Annotated in this window: 12 protein-coding genes; 5 read left to right on the top strand and 7 right to left on the bottom strand. The window is 59.3% G+C overall.

Annotation, left to right across the window (positions count from 1 at the left end):
• Nucleotides 1-37: 37 nt before the first annotated feature.
• Together ACA060_RS23190 and ACA060_RS23185 are read left to right on the top strand one after the other, a co-directional pair.
• Nucleotides 38-1543, top strand: a complete 1506-nt coding sequence (locus ACA060_RS23190) for a glucosyltransferase domain-containing protein (protein WP_497313443.1) — start codon at nucleotides 38-40, stop codon at nucleotides 1541-1543.
• A gap of 118 nt (nucleotides 1544-1661) precedes the next feature.
• Nucleotides 1662-2036, top strand: coding sequence for a GtrA family protein (locus ACA060_RS23185; RefSeq protein ID WP_497313442.1), 375 nt, complete (start codon nucleotides 1662-1664; stop codon nucleotides 2034-2036).
• Between the two features lie 50 nt (nucleotides 2037-2086).
• On the opposite strand, the gene ACA060_RS23180 is transcribed toward ACA060_RS23185, so the two are convergent.
• Nucleotides 2087-3706, bottom strand: coding sequence for an FMN-binding glutamate synthase family protein (locus ACA060_RS23180; protein WP_109634525.1), 1620 nt, complete (start codon nucleotides 3704-3706; stop codon nucleotides 2087-2089).
• Nucleotides 3707-3930: 224 nt separating this feature from the next.
• Nucleotides 3931-4731, bottom strand: coding sequence for a helix-turn-helix transcriptional regulator (locus ACA060_RS23175; protein ID WP_497313440.1), 801 nt, complete (start codon nucleotides 4729-4731; stop codon nucleotides 3931-3933).
• Nucleotides 4732-4855: 124 nt separating this feature from the next.
• Between ACA060_RS23175 and ACA060_RS23170 the strand changes: the two genes are divergently transcribed.
• Both ACA060_RS23170 and ACA060_RS23165 read left to right on the top strand, forming a co-directional pair.
• The gene (locus ACA060_RS23170; protein WP_497313438.1) at nucleotides 4856-5677 is read left to right on the top strand and encodes a carbon-nitrogen hydrolase family protein; all 822 of its coding nucleotides are present in this window, start codon (nucleotides 4856-4858) and stop codon (nucleotides 5675-5677) included.
• Nucleotides 5678-6138: 461 nt separating this feature from the next.
• Complete coding sequence (locus ACA060_RS23165) at nucleotides 6139-7464, top strand: APC family permease (RefSeq protein WP_109634520.1); 1326 nt, start codon at nucleotides 6139-6141, stop codon at nucleotides 7462-7464.
• Between the two features lie 123 nt (nucleotides 7465-7587).
• Here the strand turns inward: ACA060_RS23165 and ACA060_RS23160 are convergent, their stop codons facing one another.
• From ACA060_RS23160 to ACA060_RS23140, 5 genes are read right to left on the bottom strand one after another with little or no spacing between them, the layout of a single operon-like run.
• Nucleotides 7588-8994, bottom strand: a complete 1407-nt coding sequence (locus ACA060_RS23160) for an ATP-binding protein (protein ID WP_497313436.1) — start codon at nucleotides 8992-8994, stop codon at nucleotides 7588-7590.
• On the bottom strand, nucleotides 8991-10802 hold the full coding sequence (locus tag ACA060_RS23155) for a DAHL domain-containing sensor histidine kinase (protein ID WP_497313434.1): 1812 nt from the start codon (nucleotides 10800-10802) through the stop codon (nucleotides 8991-8993). The genes ACA060_RS23160 and ACA060_RS23155 overlap by 4 nt, the downstream gene beginning before the upstream one ends.
• A complete protein-coding gene (locus ACA060_RS23150) occupies nucleotides 10799-11758 on the bottom strand; it encodes a cytochrome-c peroxidase (RefSeq protein WP_497313432.1) in 960 nt (319 codons plus the stop codon). Before ACA060_RS23150 ends, ACA060_RS23155 begins: the two co-directional genes overlap by 4 nt.
• Before the next feature lie 44 nt (nucleotides 11759-11802).
• A complete protein-coding gene (locus ACA060_RS23145) occupies nucleotides 11803-13677 on the bottom strand; it encodes a putative bifunctional diguanylate cyclase/phosphodiesterase (RefSeq protein WP_497313430.1) in 1875 nt (624 codons plus the stop codon).
• Nucleotides 13674-15977: an EAL domain-containing protein gene (locus ACA060_RS23140; protein WP_497313428.1), complete on the bottom strand. Its 2304-nt coding sequence runs from the start codon at nucleotides 15975-15977 to the stop codon at nucleotides 13674-13676. The genes ACA060_RS23145 and ACA060_RS23140 overlap by 4 nt, the downstream gene beginning before the upstream one ends.
• A 255-nt stretch (nucleotides 15978-16232) precedes the next feature.
• On the opposite strand from ACA060_RS23140, the gene nosR reads away from it, so the two are divergent.
• Nucleotides 16233-17612: a response regulator c-di-GMP phosphodiesterase, NosR family gene (nosR, locus tag ACA060_RS23135; RefSeq protein ID WP_497313426.1), complete on the top strand. Its 1380-nt coding sequence runs from the start codon at nucleotides 16233-16235 to the stop codon at nucleotides 17610-17612.
• Nucleotides 17613-17740 lie beyond the last annotated feature (128 nt).

The raw sequence follows: 17740 nt of genomic DNA, 5'->3' as shown, positions 1-17740 counted from the left end.
TTATCGATTGAAGGCGGAATTCCCATGAGGCGCCGGCATGAAGATCAGCGAATGGCTCGACAAAGAGCTCACTGGCCGTCAGGTCGGGCTGATGTTTGTTTTTGCGACGCTGATTTACGTCCTGCCGCTGATCCTCGCGGATTTCCCCTACATCGATGACAACTGGCGTGCCCTGGCCGCCGGTACCGGCTGGGCGCAGGAGGGCCGGCTGTTCGCGCAATGGTTCTACAACCTGCTGACCTTCAGCGGTGCCGCGCCGAATATTTTCCCGTTGCCACTGTTGATCGCCACGCTGGCGATGAGCGCGGCCCTGACCCGACTGACGTTCCACTATTTACCCGAACCGACGTTCGCCCATTGCCTGGTAGTGCTGCCGCTTTGGTACAACCCGTTTTTCCTGCAAAACCTGTCGTACCAATACGACGGACCGACCATGGCCCTGAGCCTGGTGGCGGTGATCTACGCGATCACGTTTCAAAGCCCCTCGCGCGTCCAGCAACTGCTGATACCCGCCGCGCTGATTGCCTTGGCCATCGGGCTTTATCAGGTCAGCTTCAATGTGTTTCTCGGGCTCTGTTGCCTGGAGTGGCTGCGGGGGGCGAACGACCAATTGGCATGGCCCGCGTGGTGGCGCTTGATCGGCTGCAAAGTCGTTCAAATAGGTCTGGCCGGGTTGATCTATTACGCCACCGCCTATTCCTTCATGACTCATAGCCGTACCTCATTGTTGAACGGGGCAGCGGCGCCGCTGCTGCAAGTTGAAATCAATGCGGGCCGAGTGCTGGAAAAAATCGTGCTGCTGTTCCATGGCGGCTTTGCCTGGGTGTTCGCCGCGCTGTTGCTGTGCGCCGTCGCCGGTGCCGTGTGCGTGGGGCAGCGTGTGGTGGAGCGTGCGGACACAGGCCTGGAAAAAACCACCATCGGCCTGCTGTGTCTTTTGCTCTTGCCTGTCCTGATGGTGCTGGTGCCGGGGGCCTCGTTGTTTTTCCGCGACTTCAATGAAGGCGCCCGCACCTTGATGGGTTTTGCTGTGGTGCTGGTGCTGCTGTTCTACCTGAGCCATCGGGCGTTGGCGTCGGTGCATGGAAAACTGCCGTTGCTGTTGCTGGTTCCGCTGTTGGCGATGCTCTCGCTGTCCTTTGCTTATGGACGTGTGCTGACGTTACAAAAAACCTTCGCGACGAATGCGCTGTATGCCTTGAGTGCCGACATCGCTTCGCGCCCGGCATTGCGCGACGCCAAGCGTATTTATATGTCGGTGACGTATTCGGATCACTGGCTGGTGAGCGCAGCCGGGTCGTTCAAGCAGATGCCGGTTTTGCATTACCTGCTGAACACCGACTTTTACATGCTCGCGGAAAACCTGCCCAAGGCAGGCATTACCAATGTGGTCAGGGAAAAGGAACGGCGCAACGCCACGCGAGTGGGATACCAGGGTTATCCACCGCTGGTGGACAGCCTGTTCTATCGCATTTATCTGCTGGGGGATTACGGCTTTATCGTTATCAAAGAACCCGTCCGCGTCCCCTCGCTGCAGTGGTGAACCCATGACCGTTGGTCTGGAATGCCGCGCTACCTGTTAGTTCTTACAGTAGACGCGCAACGGTCTCCGACTTTAGGTTTGAACCGCACCTGAAACGGGAACAGTTCAAGGAACGGACATGAAAGCCTTATGGAAAGCATTCTCCACCTATGCGGTCATTGGCGTGGCCAATACGCTGATTCACTGGCAGATCTTTTACGTACTCACCGTCGCCGCCGAGCTGAGTCAGGCCGCCAGTAATTTTGCTGCGTTTTGTGTGGCCGCAACGTTTTCTTTCTATGTGCATACGCTTTATACGTTTGAGGCCGGGGCATCGGTACTTCGTTATCTGTTGTATGTGTTCTTTGTGGGGGTCATGAGTTTTGTGGTCGGGCATTACGCCGATGTCTGGAAAATCCACGGGCTGGTGACCGTAGGGTCGTTCTCGTTGTTGAGTATGATCTGCGGGCTCTTCTTTTCGGGATTTGTCCTGTATGGAGAGCGCGAAGCGTGAAAGTGTCGCTGATGCCAGCCTTCCCATAAGGCTGGCATGCAGGACAATTTTTACGCGGCAACCACCTCATTAGGCTCAAAACTGTCCGCCCGCGCCATCTGCCACATCCGCGAGTAAAACTCGCCGTTCACTTCCCCGGTGAGTAATTCCCCCGGTTTCAGGAACACATGCAACTGCGAGAACAACTTGATCTCGGTTGCTGACATGCGCCGCACCAGATGCTTGGCCGACAGCTGTGATGGATGATCAAGGCCGGCCGCCGCGAGCATTTCCGCCAGCGCCTTGAGCGTGTTGCGGTGGAAGTTGAACACCCGCTGAGCCTTGTCTGGAACCACCAAAGCGCGTTGACGCAAGGTGTCTTGAGTGGCGACGCCGGTCGGGCATTTGTTGGTGTGGCAGCTTTGCGACTGGATGCAGCCGATGGCGAACATGAAGCCGCGTGCCGAGTTGGCCCAGTCGGCACCGATGGCCAGGACGCTGGCGATGTCGAAGGCACTGACGATCTTGCCGCTGGCGCCGAGTTTGATTTTGTCGCGCAGGTTCAGGCCGACCAACGTGTTGTGCACGAACAGCAGGCCTTCGCGCATCGGCACGCCGATGTGGTCGGTGAATTCCACGGGGGCGGCGCCGGTACCGCCTTCCTTGCCGTCGACCACGATGAAGTCGGGGAGAATGCCGGTCTCCAGCATGGCCTTGGCGATGCCCATGAATTCCCACGGATGACCGAGGCAGAACTTGAAACCCACCGGTTTGCCGCCGGACAGCTCGCGCAGTTGCTGGATGAAATGCATCAGTTCGATCGGCGTGGAAAACGCGCTGTGTCGCGACGGCGAGATGCAGTCTTCACCCATCAGGATGCCGCGGGTTTCAGCGATCTCCTTGGTGACCTTGTGCTTGGGCAGGATGCCGCCGTGACCAGGTTTGGCGCCTTGCGACATCTTGATTTCGATCATCCGCACTTGTGGCGTTTGCGCTTGTGCGGCGAAGCGTTCCGGATCGAAGCGTCCGTCTGCGGTGCGGCAACCGAAGTAGCCGCTGCCCAGTTCCCAGGTCAGGTCGCCGCCGTTTTCCCGGTGGTACGCGCTGATGCTGCCTTCGCCGGTGTCGTGGGCGAAGTTGCCGAGTTTGGCGCCCTGGTTCAACGCGCGAATGGCGTTGGCGCTGAGCGAGCCGAAGCTCATGGCCGAGATGTTGAACACCGAGGCCGAGTACGGCTGGGTGCACTGCGGGCCGCCGACGATGACCCGGAAACTGCTCGGGTCGCTCAACGGCGCCGGGCGCATCGAGTGGCCGATGAATTCGAAACCCGACTGGTACACATCGATCAGGGTGCCGAAGGGTTTGTCGGCGCTTTCATTCTTGGCCCGCGAATAGACCAGCGAACGCTGGGCCCGGGAGAAGGGCAGGGCGTCGCTGTCGGATTCGAGCAGGTATTGGCGGATTTCCGGACGAATGCCCTCCACCAGATAACGAATGTTGCCCAGGATCGGGTAGTTGCGCCGCACCGCGTGAGGGCTTTGCAGCAGATCGAACAGGCCCACGAGGCTCAAGACGCCGGTCACGGCGGTGATCGGCCAGAGCCAGTCGTGTTCGAGGAAGGGCAGGCTGGCGAGGGTGAAGATCACGCAAGCGGCAAAGAAGGCGTAGCGGCTCAGGAGTGACAGGCTCATACGGGTTCCTTGGGTTCGGACTCAATGGGTTGCAAACCTGTGGCATGGGCTTTTGTGGCGAGGGGATTTATCCCCGTTGGGTTGCGAAGCAGCCCCAAAACTATTCACCGCGGTTTAACTGAAAGACCGCATGCATAGGTTTTACGACTGCTTCGCAGTCGAACGGGGATAAATCCCCTCGCCACAGGGACTCTATCGACACAGGAAAGCATTTCAAGGCTGCTTCAGGCATTTTGCGCCTGGAGAAATATCGAAAACAGCTCCGACTGGGATTTGATCCCCAGCTTGCTGTACATGTGTTTCTTATGGACTTTCACGGTTTCAGCAGAGATTTCCAGCTTACGGGCGATTTCTTTACTGGAGCAACCGCTGAGCATCAAGCGCCCGACATCCAGCTCCCGGGCGGTCAATTGCGCGCCCTTGAGTTGTTGCACTGACGCTTCCAGCTGCACCCGCCAGTCGCCCTGGACCGGTGCCGGTGCAAGCGCCACGACTTCGTTGATTTCGTAGGGCAGACGCTGGCGCAACAGGCCGAGCACCCACGGCTGGATCAGCGACAGCAAGGCAATCTGCTGGCCGCTGAAACGCTGCTTGCTGCCCAACGACAGGCACAGCGTGCGATCGCCTTCGAGCTGGCAATTGAACTGGATTTCATCGGCCACCACATTCAGACGAAAGTAGCGTTGGTAATACTCGGTCAGCTCGAAATGCTCCGGCGCCACTTCCGACAGGCGATACAGGCCGGTGCGCGATTGCTCGCGGCAGGCGATGTAGAACGGGTCGAGCAAATAGAGCCCACGCAGATAATCCTGGAACAACTGGTCGGGGCTGCCGTCCTCGCCCGGGCATTCGGCGAACACTTGCGGGTGCTGGTCCGCGCTGAAAAGCAGCGCCACCCAGCTGTCGAAGGTCACGTACTGGTCCAGCAGGCGCACCAGCTGCGTCCAGAAATTGGGCTTGTCCAAGGCGTCGATCAGTTGCCCGACCGAGCGGTGCCAAGCGATATCGTCTAATGAAAGTGTCATGCCTCTACCCCTATCGGGTTACCCCAGCGGCGTGATTCCCCGGCCGGTGGCTTGCTGCGCATACTGGCGCACAGACACAGACCGGGCAATCTTTCTGCCGCCCGGCCCATAACAAGGACTACTCATGAAAGTCGAACTCGCCCAGTTGGCGGGCCGTGACAACGGCACAGCGTACAACCTTGAACGCGCCCTGGCGGCCATCGCTGCCTGCAAGGCTGACACGCAGCTGATCGTCTTCCCGGAAACCCACCTGATGGGCTTTCCGTCCGCCGCCACCGTGGCCCAGACCGCCGAACCGCTGGACGGACCCACCGTCAGCGCCATCGTGGCGGCTGCCCGCGAGCGCAACATCGCCGTGGTGATCGGCATGGCCGAGAACGACAACGGCCGCTTCTACAACACCACGCTGCTGATTACTCCGGATGGCATCGCCCTGAAATACCGCAAGACGCACCTGTGGGCGTCGGATCGCGGAGTGTTCGAAGCGGGCGACCGTTACGCCACGTGCGTGTGGAACGGCATGCGGGTCGGCCTGCTGATTTGTTACGACATCGAGTTCCCGGAAACCGCCCGTGCCCTGGCGCAACTGGGCGCCGAATTGCTGATCGTCACCAACGGCAACATGGACCCCTACGGCCCGACTCACCGCACCGCGATCATGGCCCGCGCCCAGGAAAACCAGGCGTTTGCGCTGATGGTCAATCGGGTGGAAGAGAGCGATGACGGGTTGGTGTTTGCCGGTGGCAGCGCACTGGTGGATCCGCTGGGCACCTTGTTGTTCGAGGCCGGGCGCGATGAAGGGCAGTTTGCGGTTGAACTGGATTTCAGCCGGCTGGAGGCGGCACGCAAGGATTATCGGTACTTGGATGATCAGCGGTTGAAGTTGGCTGGGGAGGTGGTGGAGCAGGTCGACGGTGTTCGGGAGTTATTGATTCCTGACCGTTGACCGAGCCCTCACCCTAGCCCTCTCCCAGAAGGAGAGGGGACTGACCGAGGCGATTCAAAGCGCTACATCGACCTGAATTACCGAGTCGAACTCAGGATTTGAAACACATGGAGATCTCCTCCCTTTCCCCCTCTCCCAGAGGGAGAGGGGACTGACCGAGGCGATTCAAAGCGCTACATCGACCTGAATTACCGAGTCGAACTCAGGATTTGAAACACATGGAGATCTGCTCCCTTTCCCCCTCTCCCAGAGGGAGAGGGGACTGACCGAGGCGATTCAATGCGCTACATCGACCTGAATTACCGAGTCGAACTCAGGATTTGAAACACATGGAGATCTGCTCCCTTTCCCCCTCTCCCCCATGGGGAGAGGGCTGGGGTGAGGGGTGGCTTTTGAACTGGACGTAAATTTTTGCCGAACTCGGCTCTGCCATAAATCTAATAAATTCGGAGTAGTCGCTCATGGCTCGTTTGCAACGCACCCTGTCATTGGGTTCGGTGGTGCTGTTCGGCATCGCCTACATGACGCCGATCATCGTGCTCGGCACCTTTGGCATCCTCGCTCAATCCACCGCCGGCATGGTCCCGGCCGCGTATCTGGCGGCGCTGGTGGCGATGTTTTTCACCGCCATGAGCTACGGCCGAATGGCCTCGGCGTTCCCCGTCGCCGGCTCCGCCTACAGCTATGTACGCAAGGCGATCAGCCCGAAACTCGGCTTCATCGCCGGCTGGGCAGTGCTGCTCGACTACCTGTTCCTGCCGATGGCGATCTGGCTGATCGGCGCCGCCTACCTCAACTCCGCATTCCCGGCCGTGCCGCAGTGGATCTGGGTGCTGGCGTTCATCGGCATCACCAGCGCGATCAACATCGTCGGCCTGAAACTGGCCAACGGCATCAACGCCATGCTGATGCTCGTGCAATTCCTGGTGCTGATCGCCTTCGTCGCGCTGTGCATCCACTACGTCGGTGGCGATGCGAGCACGCCTTTGTGGTCGATCAAGCCGTTCTTCAACGGCGACATGCAGATGCCGCTGATCATGAGCGGCGCGGCCATCGCCTGTTACTCGTTCCTCGGTTTCGACGCGGTCAGTACCCTGACCGAAGAAACCCGCGACCCACGCCGCACCATTCCGCGGGCGATCATGCTGATTACCCTGATCGGCGGGCTGATCTTCGTCAGCGTCTCGTACTTCGTGCAGATCGCCCATCCCTCGTTCCAGTTCGACAGCGTTGATTCGGCAGCCTATGAAATCGCCCGCAACATCGGTGGCGACCTGTTTGTGACGATCTTCCTGATCGGCCTGATCGTCGGCCAGTTCGCCTCGGGCCTGTCGGCTCAGGCCAGCGGTTCGCGTCTGTTATTCGCGATGGGGCGCGACGGCGTGCTGCCAAAATCGTTTTTCGGCAGCCTGCATGAGCGCTTTGGCACACCGGTCAACAGCATCCTGTTGTGCGCTGTGGTCGCGTTGCTGGCGTTGAAACTGGACGTCACCACCTCAACCTCGTTCATCAACTTCGGCGCGTTCCTGGCGTTCAGCCTGGTGAATTTGTCGGTGATCTTTCATTACTGGATCGGCGGCGAGAACAAAGGCCTGCGTGAGTTCGTGTTGTTCCTGCTGTTCCCGTTCATTGGCCTGGCGGCCGATTTGTGGCTGATGGTCAGCCTCGATCACCTGGCGATTTATCTGGGCCTGAGCTGGCTGGCGATTGGCGTGGTGTATCTGGCGGTGCTGACCGGTGGATTCCGCCGCCAGCCACCGGAGATGGATTTCCAGGAGGCCACCTGACCTCTGGACTGTTGAGCAACCTGTGGGAGCGGGCTTGCCCGCGATAGCGTTGGGTCAGCCAGCATGTATGTTGGATGTGACTCCGTCATCGCGGGCAAGCCCGCTCCCACAGTTGATAGGTGTTCAGGCGGCGGAGTGTGTCTGGTGCACCGGCAACTCGACCCGGAACGTAGTGCCCACGCCCACCTCACTGCGCACCGAAATATCCCCCCGATGCTTCTTCACAATGCCATAGGACAGGGACAACCCAAGCCCTGTGCCCTGGCCCACCGGTTTGGTGGTGAAGAACGGGTCGAAGATTTTCTGCAGGCTGTCCGGCGCAATGCCGGACCCGGTGTCTGCCACTTCGATCCACACCCGTTCACCCTCAACCCCGGTGCTCAGGGTGATGGTGCCCCGTTGTGGGCCCATCGCCTGGGATGCGTTGACGATCAGGTTCATGATCACCTGATTGATTTGCGACGGCAGGCATTCGATGTCGGGCAGCAGCTGATACACCTTCACCACATCGGCCTTGTACTTGAGTTCATTGGCGACGATGTTCAGGGTCGATTCGATGCCTTGTTGCAGATTGGTCCACTGCCATTCCAGGTTGGAATCCACCCGGGAAAAGTCCTTCAAATCCTTGACGATCTGCCCGACGCGGTTGATGCCCTCCTTGGATTCCTTGATCAGCAACGGAATGTCGTCGCGCAGAAACTCCAGTTCGATCCGCTCACGTAACTGCCCAAGCCGCTCGATCACCTCACTCGACGCAATCGCCTCTTCGGCCTCGCGATAGGCGTCGAGCATTTCCTGCAGTTGCTTGAAGTAGCCGTCGAGGCTGCCGAGGTTGGAGGAAATGAAGCCGATGGGGTTGTTGATCTCATGGGCGACACCGGCCGCCAATTGCCCCAGGGAAGCGAGTTTTTCCGATTGCACCAGTTGCGATTCAAGCTGTTTGCGCTCGTCGATTTCGCGCTGCAACGCCACGCTGGCCTGTTTGAATTCGGTGGTGCGCTGGTCCACCAGATGCTCCAGGTGGCTCATCTGCACAAACGCGCGTTCGGTCATTTCCCATTTGGTCAGAAGAGTGCTGGCCATCTGCTGGACTTCGATGTTGTCGAACGGTTTTTTCAGGATCAGCAAGCGATCGTGGGCGTGGAGACGGTCCAGCAGTTCGTCCCAGGAATAGTCGGAATACGCGGTACACACCACCACTTGCAGGCGCGGGTCTTCCTGCCACAGATGCTCGATCGTCTGCGCGCCATCCCAGCCTTCAGGCATGCGCATGTCGACGAACGCGAGGGCGTAGGGGCGGCTTTCCTGCAAGGCCTGAGAGAGTTTGCCCAGACCTTCCTGGCCGCCATACGCCGAATCCAGTTCGAACAGGGCAGTGGTGGCTTTGACTTCACTGCCAAAAAGCGTGGCTTCCATTTCGTCCAGTTCGACGTGCTGTACCGAAACCGGGGTGAGGATCTTGCGAAAGTCATCGTGAATGGACGGCGTGTCGTCGATCAGCAGAATGCGCCGGTTCGAAAGCTCACTCATGCTTCCTCCGGAACGGTATTCAACGGGATCTGCAGGGTGAATTGTGCGCCCTTGCCAGGTCCGTCGCTGTGGGCGCTGAGGTGGCCGTTCATCTCGATCGCCGCCAGTGCGCAGCTGTGCAGACCAAAGCCGTGACCTTCCTTGCGGGTGGTAAAACCGTGGGCAAAGATGCGCGTCATGTTCTCCGGTGCAATGCCCTCACCATCATCCTTGACGCTGATTTGCAGGGTGGAGTCTTCGACGATTTTCACCCCCAGGGTCATTTGTCGCGGCCGATTGCTGAGGTCGGACATGGCGTATTTGGCATTACTGATGAGGTTGATCAGGATCAACAGCAACCGGTGCTTGTCGCCCATGACCTGCGGCACCTCGTTGTACTCCTTGACCACCGTGACGTGATGCCGGGTCAGGGCGCCGGAGTTCATCCGCAAGGCGTCCTCCAGCAGTTCGCTGATGTGCAGCGGTTCCATCAGGCTGTTGGCGCCGGCGTAGGACTGCTGGGTGGCGACGATGTCCTTGATGTGGTCGACACTTTTGGTCAGTTGGGCCAGTTCCTCGGACATGCTCTGTTGTTCAATCGCAATGGCGTCGACCAGTTGATTGAGGTAGCCGGGCAGCAACTGGCCTTTCTCGTCCTGGGTGAGGAAGGCGCCCAGGTTGCCTTGGTGTTCGTTGATCAACTGCATCGCCTTGCCCAGCCCCTGGGCCTTGCTGCTACGCAGTTTGCGGCTGACCAGGTCGGCAGAGATGTTCACACTGTTGAGCACGTTGCCGACGTTGTGCAGCACATTGGTGGCGATTTCCGCCATGCCGGCCTGGCGCGCGGTGTCCAGCAGTTCGCTCTGGGTATCCTTGAGTTCGCGGGTGCGCTCTTCGACCCGTTTTTCGAGGTCGTCATTGGCGGATTTCAGGGCTTTGTTGACGCGATTGATCACCGTGAAACTGCGCATCAGGTGAATCGCCAGGTACACCAGCAACAACACCAACAGCACCGAAAACACCAGCATGTAGAAGTGATAACGCTGGTTGACCGCATCGGTACGCTGCTGATCGTTGTTCAACAGGTCAGTGATGCCGTCCAGTCGTTCGGCTACGGGGATGGCCTCGATGTTTTCCAGCAAGCGGTTGACTACCGGCTGTTCACGCAGAATCAGCTCGATGTGATTGTTGAGAACCTCCAGCGGACTGTGGAATTCCTCCGGCAGACGCAGTTTGTTCACTTTCAGTTTGCTCAACCCCACCAGGATTTCGGCAGCCTTGTTGTCAGAGGTGACCATGGCGAACTCCATGGTGCTGAGGACCAGGTCATAGGTGTCGTTGGCGATGTTTTGCAGTTGCAGTTTGTCGCCGTCCTGCAACTGGGCGAGGGGTTCCTGGATGTCGTCTTCGGCGGTTGGCAGAAACGCCAGTGAGTTGCGCAGCACGGCATTGTGGGATTTGAACTGCTCCACCAACCGGATCTTTTCCTCGAAGGCGCTCAGGTACGCATCATGGCTGGCAAGCCAGACAGGCGAGGCGTTGCGGCCGTGATTCGACTCCATCGTGTCGAACCGTTCCCACAGCAGCGTCATTTGGGTCAGTGGCGTGACCAGCGGATCGTAATTGTGGTTGATGGCAATCCTTGCCTTGAGGATTTCCGTCTCCCATTGAGCGTTCAGCTGTTTCATCCGGGAAATCAGATCCCGGGATTCGGTGTAGGTCGACGTCTGGTCCGAGCTGGATTTGAGGTACAGAAACAACAGTATCGAGGCCAGCATCAGGGTGACGATACCAAGGAGTGTCAGGCTGCGGCGGCGGGACATTTTCATAACGGCTTGCCCTCCCATTCACCGGTCAGGGTCTTGAGGAATTTGATGATCAGCACCCTGTCTTCAGGGGAGGGGATGCGCCCCAGCTGGAACTTGAACATCACGTCGACCGCCTCTTCGAGGGTTTTCGCCGAACCGTCGTGAAAGTACGGCGCAGTCACGGCGACGTTACGCAGGCTCGGGACCTTGAACACGTTGCGGTCCTCTTCGTCCTTGGTCACCAGGTACCGGCCCAGGTCGGTTTCGGTACGGTTGCCTCGAGTTTCGAAGTAATCGCCCATCACCCCGAACTTCTGGAACATGTTGCCGCCGATGTTGATCCCCTGATGGCAGGTGATGCAGCCGTATTCCTTGAAACGTTGGTAACCGTACTTCTCCTCGCGGGTGAGGATGTCGGTGTCGCCCAGCAGGTATTGGTCAAAACGCGAGTTGGCGCTGATCAACGTTCGCTCATAGGTGGCCAGGGCGTTTTGCACATTGATCATGGTCACACCATCCGGGTAGGCATCGCCGAACGCGGTTTGATAAGTCGCGTCGGCGGACAGCGTTTGCACCACGTGTTCCCAGTTGCTGCCCATTTCACTGGGGCTTTGCACCACGGCGTGGATCTGGGTTTCCAGTGTGTTCGCGCGGCCGTTCCAGAATTGCCGGAAGTTCAGGCTGGCGTTGAACACGCTCGGGGTGTTGACCACCACGGGCTGGCCGTTGAAACCGATGGAAAACGCCTTGTTATCGGCGCCACCGCTTTCCAGGCGATGGCAACTGGCACAGGACAGGCTGCCGTTGACCGACAAACGTGGCTCATTGAACAACCGGCGCCCGAGTTCAACCCGCAGAGGGTCCTGCTTTGGCACGGCCGGCAGCGGCTTTAACGGTTCGTCCAGTGGCGCGCCGCTGGCTGTCAGGCACAGCCCGAGCAGAGGCATCAAGAGCAAGCGGTAGAGAAATGGCGACATCTTGTAATTCCTTGGCTGATAGCCCGTGTGTCGCTGCATATCGATCATGTGGCTGCAGGGGGAGGGAGTTTCACCGACGTCAGATACTGTACGAAGTCATCCGGCGCCACGGCTTTGCTGAAGTAGTAACCCTGGCCTTCCTCGCACTGATGTGCCTTGAGGAAATTCAACTGTTCGAGGGTCTCCACTCCTTCGGCGATGATGGTCAGCTTGAGGCTCTTGCCCAGGCTGATGATGGCGCTGACCAGGGCCGCGTCGTTGATGTCACAGCTCAGGCCGCGAATGAACGACTGATCGATTTTCAGCACATCGATGGGAAAACGTCGCAGGTAACTCAGGCTGGAATACCCGGTGCCAAAGTCATCGATGGCCAGCCGCACGCCCATTGCCTTGATTCGGTTCAGGGCGGTGACGGTGGCATCGACGTTCTGCATCAGCACGCCTTCGGTGATTTCCAGTTCCAGCAATGACGGATCCAGACCGGTTTGTGCGAGGACCTGTTCAATGCCCTCTACAAAACTGCGCTGGCGAAAATCGATGGCCGACACATTCACCGACATGCACAGCCTCGGCAGCCCCGCAGCCTGCCAGGCGCAGGCTTGCCGACAGGCTTGGGCCAGCACCCATTTGCTCAACGGTACGATCAGGCCACTGTCTTCGGCCACACCAATGAAGTCCGACGGGTAAACCCAGCCATGCCCCGGTTTCAGCCAGCGAATCAAGGCTTCTGCACCCACCACCTCACCGGTGCCCAGGTCGAGCTTGGGCTGGTAATGCAGGACAAATTCGTCGCGCTCCAGGGCCAGGCGAATACCCGACTCGATGGTCTGCTGGTCCCGGGCGCGCTGGTTCATTTCTTCAATGAAAAAGCGGAAGTCGTTGGGGCCGCTTTCCTTGACATTGCGCATCGCGGTCTCGGCTTTCTTGATCAACGCGATTGCATCGAAGCCGTCATCGGGGTAGATGCTGATGCCCAGGCTGGCGGTCACGCTCAGGTCATGGCCGGCGATGTGCTGGGTTGTGCCGATGGCGTTCAAGAGTTTTTCAGCGATGCCTTTGGTCTGCTGAGGATGGCGGATGTCAGCGAGGATCACCACGAACTCATCAGAGCCGTAGCGAAACACCGAGTCGGATTCGCGCACCGTCGACACCAGGTTATGCCCGACCCGTTTGAGCATCTCGTCACCGGCCGGATGGCCCAGCGCATTGTTGATGCGCTTGAAGCGATCAAGGCCCAGAAACATCACCGCCAGTTGCTTGTCATGGCGGCGGGACAACGCCAGGGACTGGTTCAGCCGATCACCGAGCAACGTGCTGTTGGGCAACTCGGTCAAGACGTCGTATTGCAGCAGGTGAGACACCTTGAGCAGTTCGTGGACCCGCGCCTCGATGGTCTGCTCCAGGCTTTGCACTTTCGTCGCCGCGTCCTGCGTCATCTGCCATTTCCAGGTCAGGGCGCTGGCCATCTGGCGGATTTCCAGACTGTCGAAGGGTTTTTTCAACACCAGCAACTGGTCGCCAAACTCCAGCCGTTCAGCCATGTCTTCCCAGCTGTAATCCGAATAGGCGGTGCACAAGGCGATTTGCAGGTGTGGGTCGACCTTCCAGAGTCGTTCGATGGTTTCCAGCCCGTCCCAACCCGGCGGCATGCGCATGTCGGTGAACGCCATGGCGTAGGGGCGTCCTTCCGCCAGGGCGCGCATGACCAGTTCGAGGGCTTCCTGGCCCTGATAGGCGGAATCGAGCTCAAAGGTGAGCCGAGCCTGTTGTTGCACGCCGAACAGTGCCTCTTCTGTACCGGCGAGGGTCTGCTCGTCCTCGGTGTCGGGGCCGAGGATCTTTCGAAAGTCCCGATGGATCGAGGGCGTGTCGTCGATGATCAGGATGCGCCGGTTGGTCTGGACGAACGGAGTTTTCATTCCTTGTCCTCCGTGGCGTGCGGGTTGTCCAGGATCGGTCCGTGTTCGTCACTTGCGGGCACGATGCTGCCGGCTTTGAGCAACTGTGCGGCTTGTTGGCTGCTGACCGCCTTACTGAAAAAGTAACCCTGTGCGTTCATTGGCGAGCCTGTGGCCATCAGCGAACTGCGCTGTTCCTGGGTTTCGACACCTTCGGCGATGATTCCGATCCCTACCTCGCGAGCGAAGTTGATGATTGCGCGCAAGGTGTTGGCGCTCTCCGGGTCGCGGGCCGCGGTATCGATGAAGGCCTGGGCGAGTTTCAGGTGATTGACCTGGTACGTCTTGAGGTAATCGAACGAGGAGTATTCAGTGCCGAAGTCGTCGATGGCGATCTTTACTCCCAGCTCCCGCAGGCGCGGCAGCACGTCGTTGTGGGTCCATTTGGTCTGGGCCAGGGTCGCTTCGGTGACATCGAAGCGCAGGTCCCAGGCACACAGTTCCCAGCGCGCGGTGGTGCGCAGCACGTCATAGATCAGCTCGGGCCCGCTTTTGAGCTGGGCCAGGGACAGCTTGATGGCAATCACCGGCGGCGCCATGCCGTCGTCGCGCCACTGGCGCATTTGCTGGCAGGCGCGATCCAGCACCCAGTGACCGAGGGCGATGATGGCGCCGGTTTTTTCCGCAGCCGGCAGGAACGCCGGCGCTTCCAGCAAACCGCGCTCGGGGTGGTTCCAGCTGACCTGGGCTTCCATGCCGAGGATCTTGCCGCTGCTCAGGTCAACTTCCGGCCAGTAATTGAGTTCGAGTTCTCCGTGTTCAATGGCGGTTTTCAGATCGTTGGCGATGGTCATGCGCTCGACCACCTCCTGATTGATCTCCTCAGAGTGGAAGTGATACTGGTTGCGGCCCTTTTCCTTGGAGCGATAGAGCGCCATGTCGGCCTGGTTCAGCAGGCCGTCGGCGCTGGTGATGAGCGGCGAATAGCTGCTGATGCCGATGCTGACCGAGACGCGCACGTCATTGCCGGCCAGGGAGTAGGGGAGCACCAGCGCATCGCGGACCTTGCCGGCCAATGACGCAGACTGGGTAGGGTCGCTGACGTCCAGTTGCAAAATGGCGAACTCGTCGCCGCCGAGGCGGGCGACCACATCGTTTTCGCGCACGCAGGCTTTGATGCGCCGGGCCACTTCCTGCAGCAACAGGTCGCCCACCGGGTGGCCGAGGGTATCGTTGATCCGTTTGAAGTGATCGAGGTCCAGATAGAACATCGCGAACGGTGTGGCGCCCCGACGCGCGGCGGCGAATGCCTGGTGCAGGCGCTCGATCAAGGTGGCACGGTTGGCCAGCCCCGTCAGCCCGTCAGTGCGGGCCAGCAGGGCGATTTTCTCCTCGGCGACCTTGCGTTCAGTGACGTCGATGATGATCCCTTCGACTTCCAGCAGACGTCCTTCGTCGTCACGCACCGGGATATAGCGGTTTTCGACCCAGCGCCAGTCACCGTCGCCGGTGCGCATCCGGAACTCGATGGAAGCGCCTAAAGCGTGGCGATCCAGCACCCGGGCCATGGCCGTGTCGACTTTCGATTGGTCGTCGGGATGAATCAACTCCCGGGCCCAGTTGGCCGAGGCGACCAGATTCGCCGCAACGTGACCGTACTTGGTGATGTTGTGGGAGATGTACATCAGCGGGAATGACGGTTCGCCCCGCAGGCGATAGAGAATGGTAGGGCTGTTCTGCACGATGATGTTGGCGTCAGAGAGCTCCCGGGTGCGCTCTTCGACGGCCTGTTCCAGCAATGACATCTTCAGCTCGGCGTCTTCGGTCATCTGCCATTTGGCGGTCAATGCGCTGGCCAGCTGGCGGATTTCGATGGCATCGAAGGGTTTTTTCAGGATCAGCAGGCGATCGCCCAGTTCGAGGCGTTCATCGATGTCTTCCCAGGAATAGTCGGAATAGGCGGTGCACAACGCCACTTGCAGCTTGGGATCGACCTGCCACAGCCGTTCGATGGTTTCCAGACCGTCCCAGCCCGGCGGCATGCGCATGTCGATAAAGGCCATCGCGTAGGGCAGGTCGTTAGCCAGCGCTCGCTCGACCTTGTTCAGTGCTTCAAGGCCCTGAAAGGCCGAATCGAGCATGAAACTTTGCAGTGTGGCCGTCGCTTGCATCCCGAACAGGGCTTTTTCGGCGCTGATCAGCTCGTCGTCTTCGCTCGATGGCGGGCTGAGGATCTTGATGAAATCCGCATGAATGGAAGCGGTGTCGTCGACGATAAGAATCCGACGGTTGGTGCGCGCGAGCAGCGTATTCATAGGCATACGCCGGGAGCGGTGGCAGTGTGGAGCGGTGTGCTCATAGGGGCATCCTTTCCCTGATCACGTGGCGAAGCATCGTTAATGGATCCGAGTGAACAGAGCATAGTCGCCCGTGCAGCACTTCGCCCGTCGACTGAAACGAATCATTTCCAGGGGCCTGGCTGGAAATCATCTAGCCTGTAGCTCAGGCAAGGTCAGAAACGGAATGTTCTGGCTGATGACTGACGCAACAACGCCCGTTTCGCTTGAGGTAATGCCATGGAAGAGCAACTCCCCACGACTGTCACCTGGAAACCCACGATTCTGCTGGTCGACGATGAGGAGTCGATTCTCAATAGTCTGCGCCGGCTCTTGCGCGGTCAGCCCTACGAAGTACTGCTGGCCACCAGCGGGGCTCAGGCCCTGGACATCATGGCGAAACAGCCCGTCGAACTGGTGATGAGCGATGCGCGCATGCCCAATATGGACGGCGCCACGCTGTTGGCGCACATTCACCAGCGCCATCCCGACACGCTGCGTATTTTGCTGACCGGTTATGCCGACCTGACAATGATCGTCAAAGCGATCAACGAGGGGCAGATAGACCGTTACATCAGCAAACCCTGGCACGATGAGGAGTTGCTGTTGACCTTGCGCCAATCCCTCGCCTACCAGCATTCCGAGCGCGAACGCTTACGCCTGGTGCAGGAGACGTGGGACCGCAACGAAGAATTGAAGCTGCTCAACGCGACCCTGGAAAAACACGTCGCGTCCCGCACTGCCGAGCTGCAGCAGACCGCCGACATGCTCGACCTGGCCTACGAAGAGCTCAAACACAGCTATGTCACCGGCACCGAGGTGTTTTCGCTGTTGGCCAACCTGCGTTTGCCGCCGGCCAAGCAGACGAACCGACAGATCATCGAACTGGTGCGGGTGTACTGCAAACGCCATGGCCTGGACGAGGGCAGCGCCCGCAACCTGACCATGGCCGCGGCGCTCTACAACATCGGCAAGCTGAGCTGGACCGACAGCATGATGACCGCGCCTGCGGATCTGCTGCACCACAGCGATCGGGAACGCTATCGCGGTTATCCGAAGCAGAGCGAATCGCTGCTGATGACCCTCGATCCGATGAAAGACGCCGCGCGCCTGATTCTTCATCATCAGGAGCGCTGGGATGGCACCGGTTTCCCCGACCGGCTCAAGGGCGAGGCGATTCCGCTCGGTTCGCGGTGGCTGAAACTGGCGGTGGATTTCATCGAGTTGCAACGCGGGCTGATCCTTGAACGGCAGATGAACAGCGATGAAGCCTTGGTCTATATCCGCCAGTATGCCGGTCGTCTATACGATCCTGATCTGGTCGAGGACTTCATCAAGGTTTGCGCTGCGTACTTGAGCGATGTGTCGCTGGCCGATCCGACGGTCAAGGTAATGAGCACCCGGGACCTGGCGGCCGGGATGATTCTGGCGCGCAACCTCAATGCAGATAACGGCATGCTGCTGCTCAATGCGGGCAAGGTACTGAGCGGGCCGCTGGTGGAGAAGCTGATCGCGTTCGAGGCGATGGAAGGGGCGAAATACAGTGTTTTTGTGAAAGTGCCGGAGGAAGTGGAAGCCGCGATTCTCGAAGCGCCACTGGTGGTTCAGGCTCAGCCCTGAACCCTGTGGGAGCGAGCCTGCTCGCGATGACGGACTGACTTCACCATTGATGTCGACTGAAAGATCGCTATCGCGAGCAGGCTCGCTCCCACAAGGGCTCAGCGTCCGGTCGGGATTTTTCGGGGTGA

It is taken from the genome of Pseudomonas sp. LBUM1671, from assembly GCF_059695685.1.
The sequence above is the reverse complement of the archived record's forward strand: the minus strand, read 5'-3'. Positions and strand labels throughout refer to the sequence as shown.

Coding starts and splice junctions, on each gene's coding strand:
- ACA060_RS23180 (WP_109634525.1), bottom strand. CDS start 3,706: ATGAGCCTGTCACTCCTGAGCCGCTACGCCTTCTTTGCCGCTTGCGTG.
- nosR (WP_497313426.1), top strand. CDS start 16,233: ATGGAAGAGCAACTCCCCACGACTGTCACCTGGAAACCCACGATTCTG.
- ACA060_RS23190 (WP_497313443.1), top strand. CDS start 38: ATGAAGATCAGCGAATGGCTCGACAAAGAGCTCACTGGCCGTCAGGTC.
- ACA060_RS23175 (WP_497313440.1), bottom strand. CDS start 4,731: ATGACACTTTCATTAGACGATATCGCTTGGCACCGCTCGGTCGGGCAA.
- ACA060_RS23150 (WP_497313432.1), bottom strand. CDS start 11,758: ATGTCGCCATTTCTCTACCGCTTGCTCTTGATGCCTCTGCTCGGGCTG.
- ACA060_RS23155 (WP_497313434.1), bottom strand. CDS start 10,802: ATGAAAATGTCCCGCCGCCGCAGCCTGACACTCCTTGGTATCGTCACC.
- ACA060_RS23185 (WP_497313442.1), top strand. CDS start 1,662: ATGAAAGCCTTATGGAAAGCATTCTCCACCTATGCGGTCATTGGCGTG.
- ACA060_RS23165 (WP_109634520.1), top strand. CDS start 6,139: ATGGCTCGTTTGCAACGCACCCTGTCATTGGGTTCGGTGGTGCTGTTC.
- ACA060_RS23145 (WP_497313430.1), bottom strand. CDS start 13,677: ATGAAAACTCCGTTCGTCCAGACCAACCGGCGCATCCTGATCATCGAC.
- ACA060_RS23170 (WP_497313438.1), top strand. CDS start 4,856: ATGAAAGTCGAACTCGCCCAGTTGGCGGGCCGTGACAACGGCACAGCG.
- ACA060_RS23160 (WP_497313436.1), bottom strand. CDS start 8,994: ATGAGTGAGCTTTCGAACCGGCGCATTCTGCTGATCGACGACACGCCG.
- ACA060_RS23140 (WP_497313428.1), bottom strand. CDS start 15,977: ATGCCTATGAATACGCTGCTCGCGCGCACCAACCGTCGGATTCTTATC.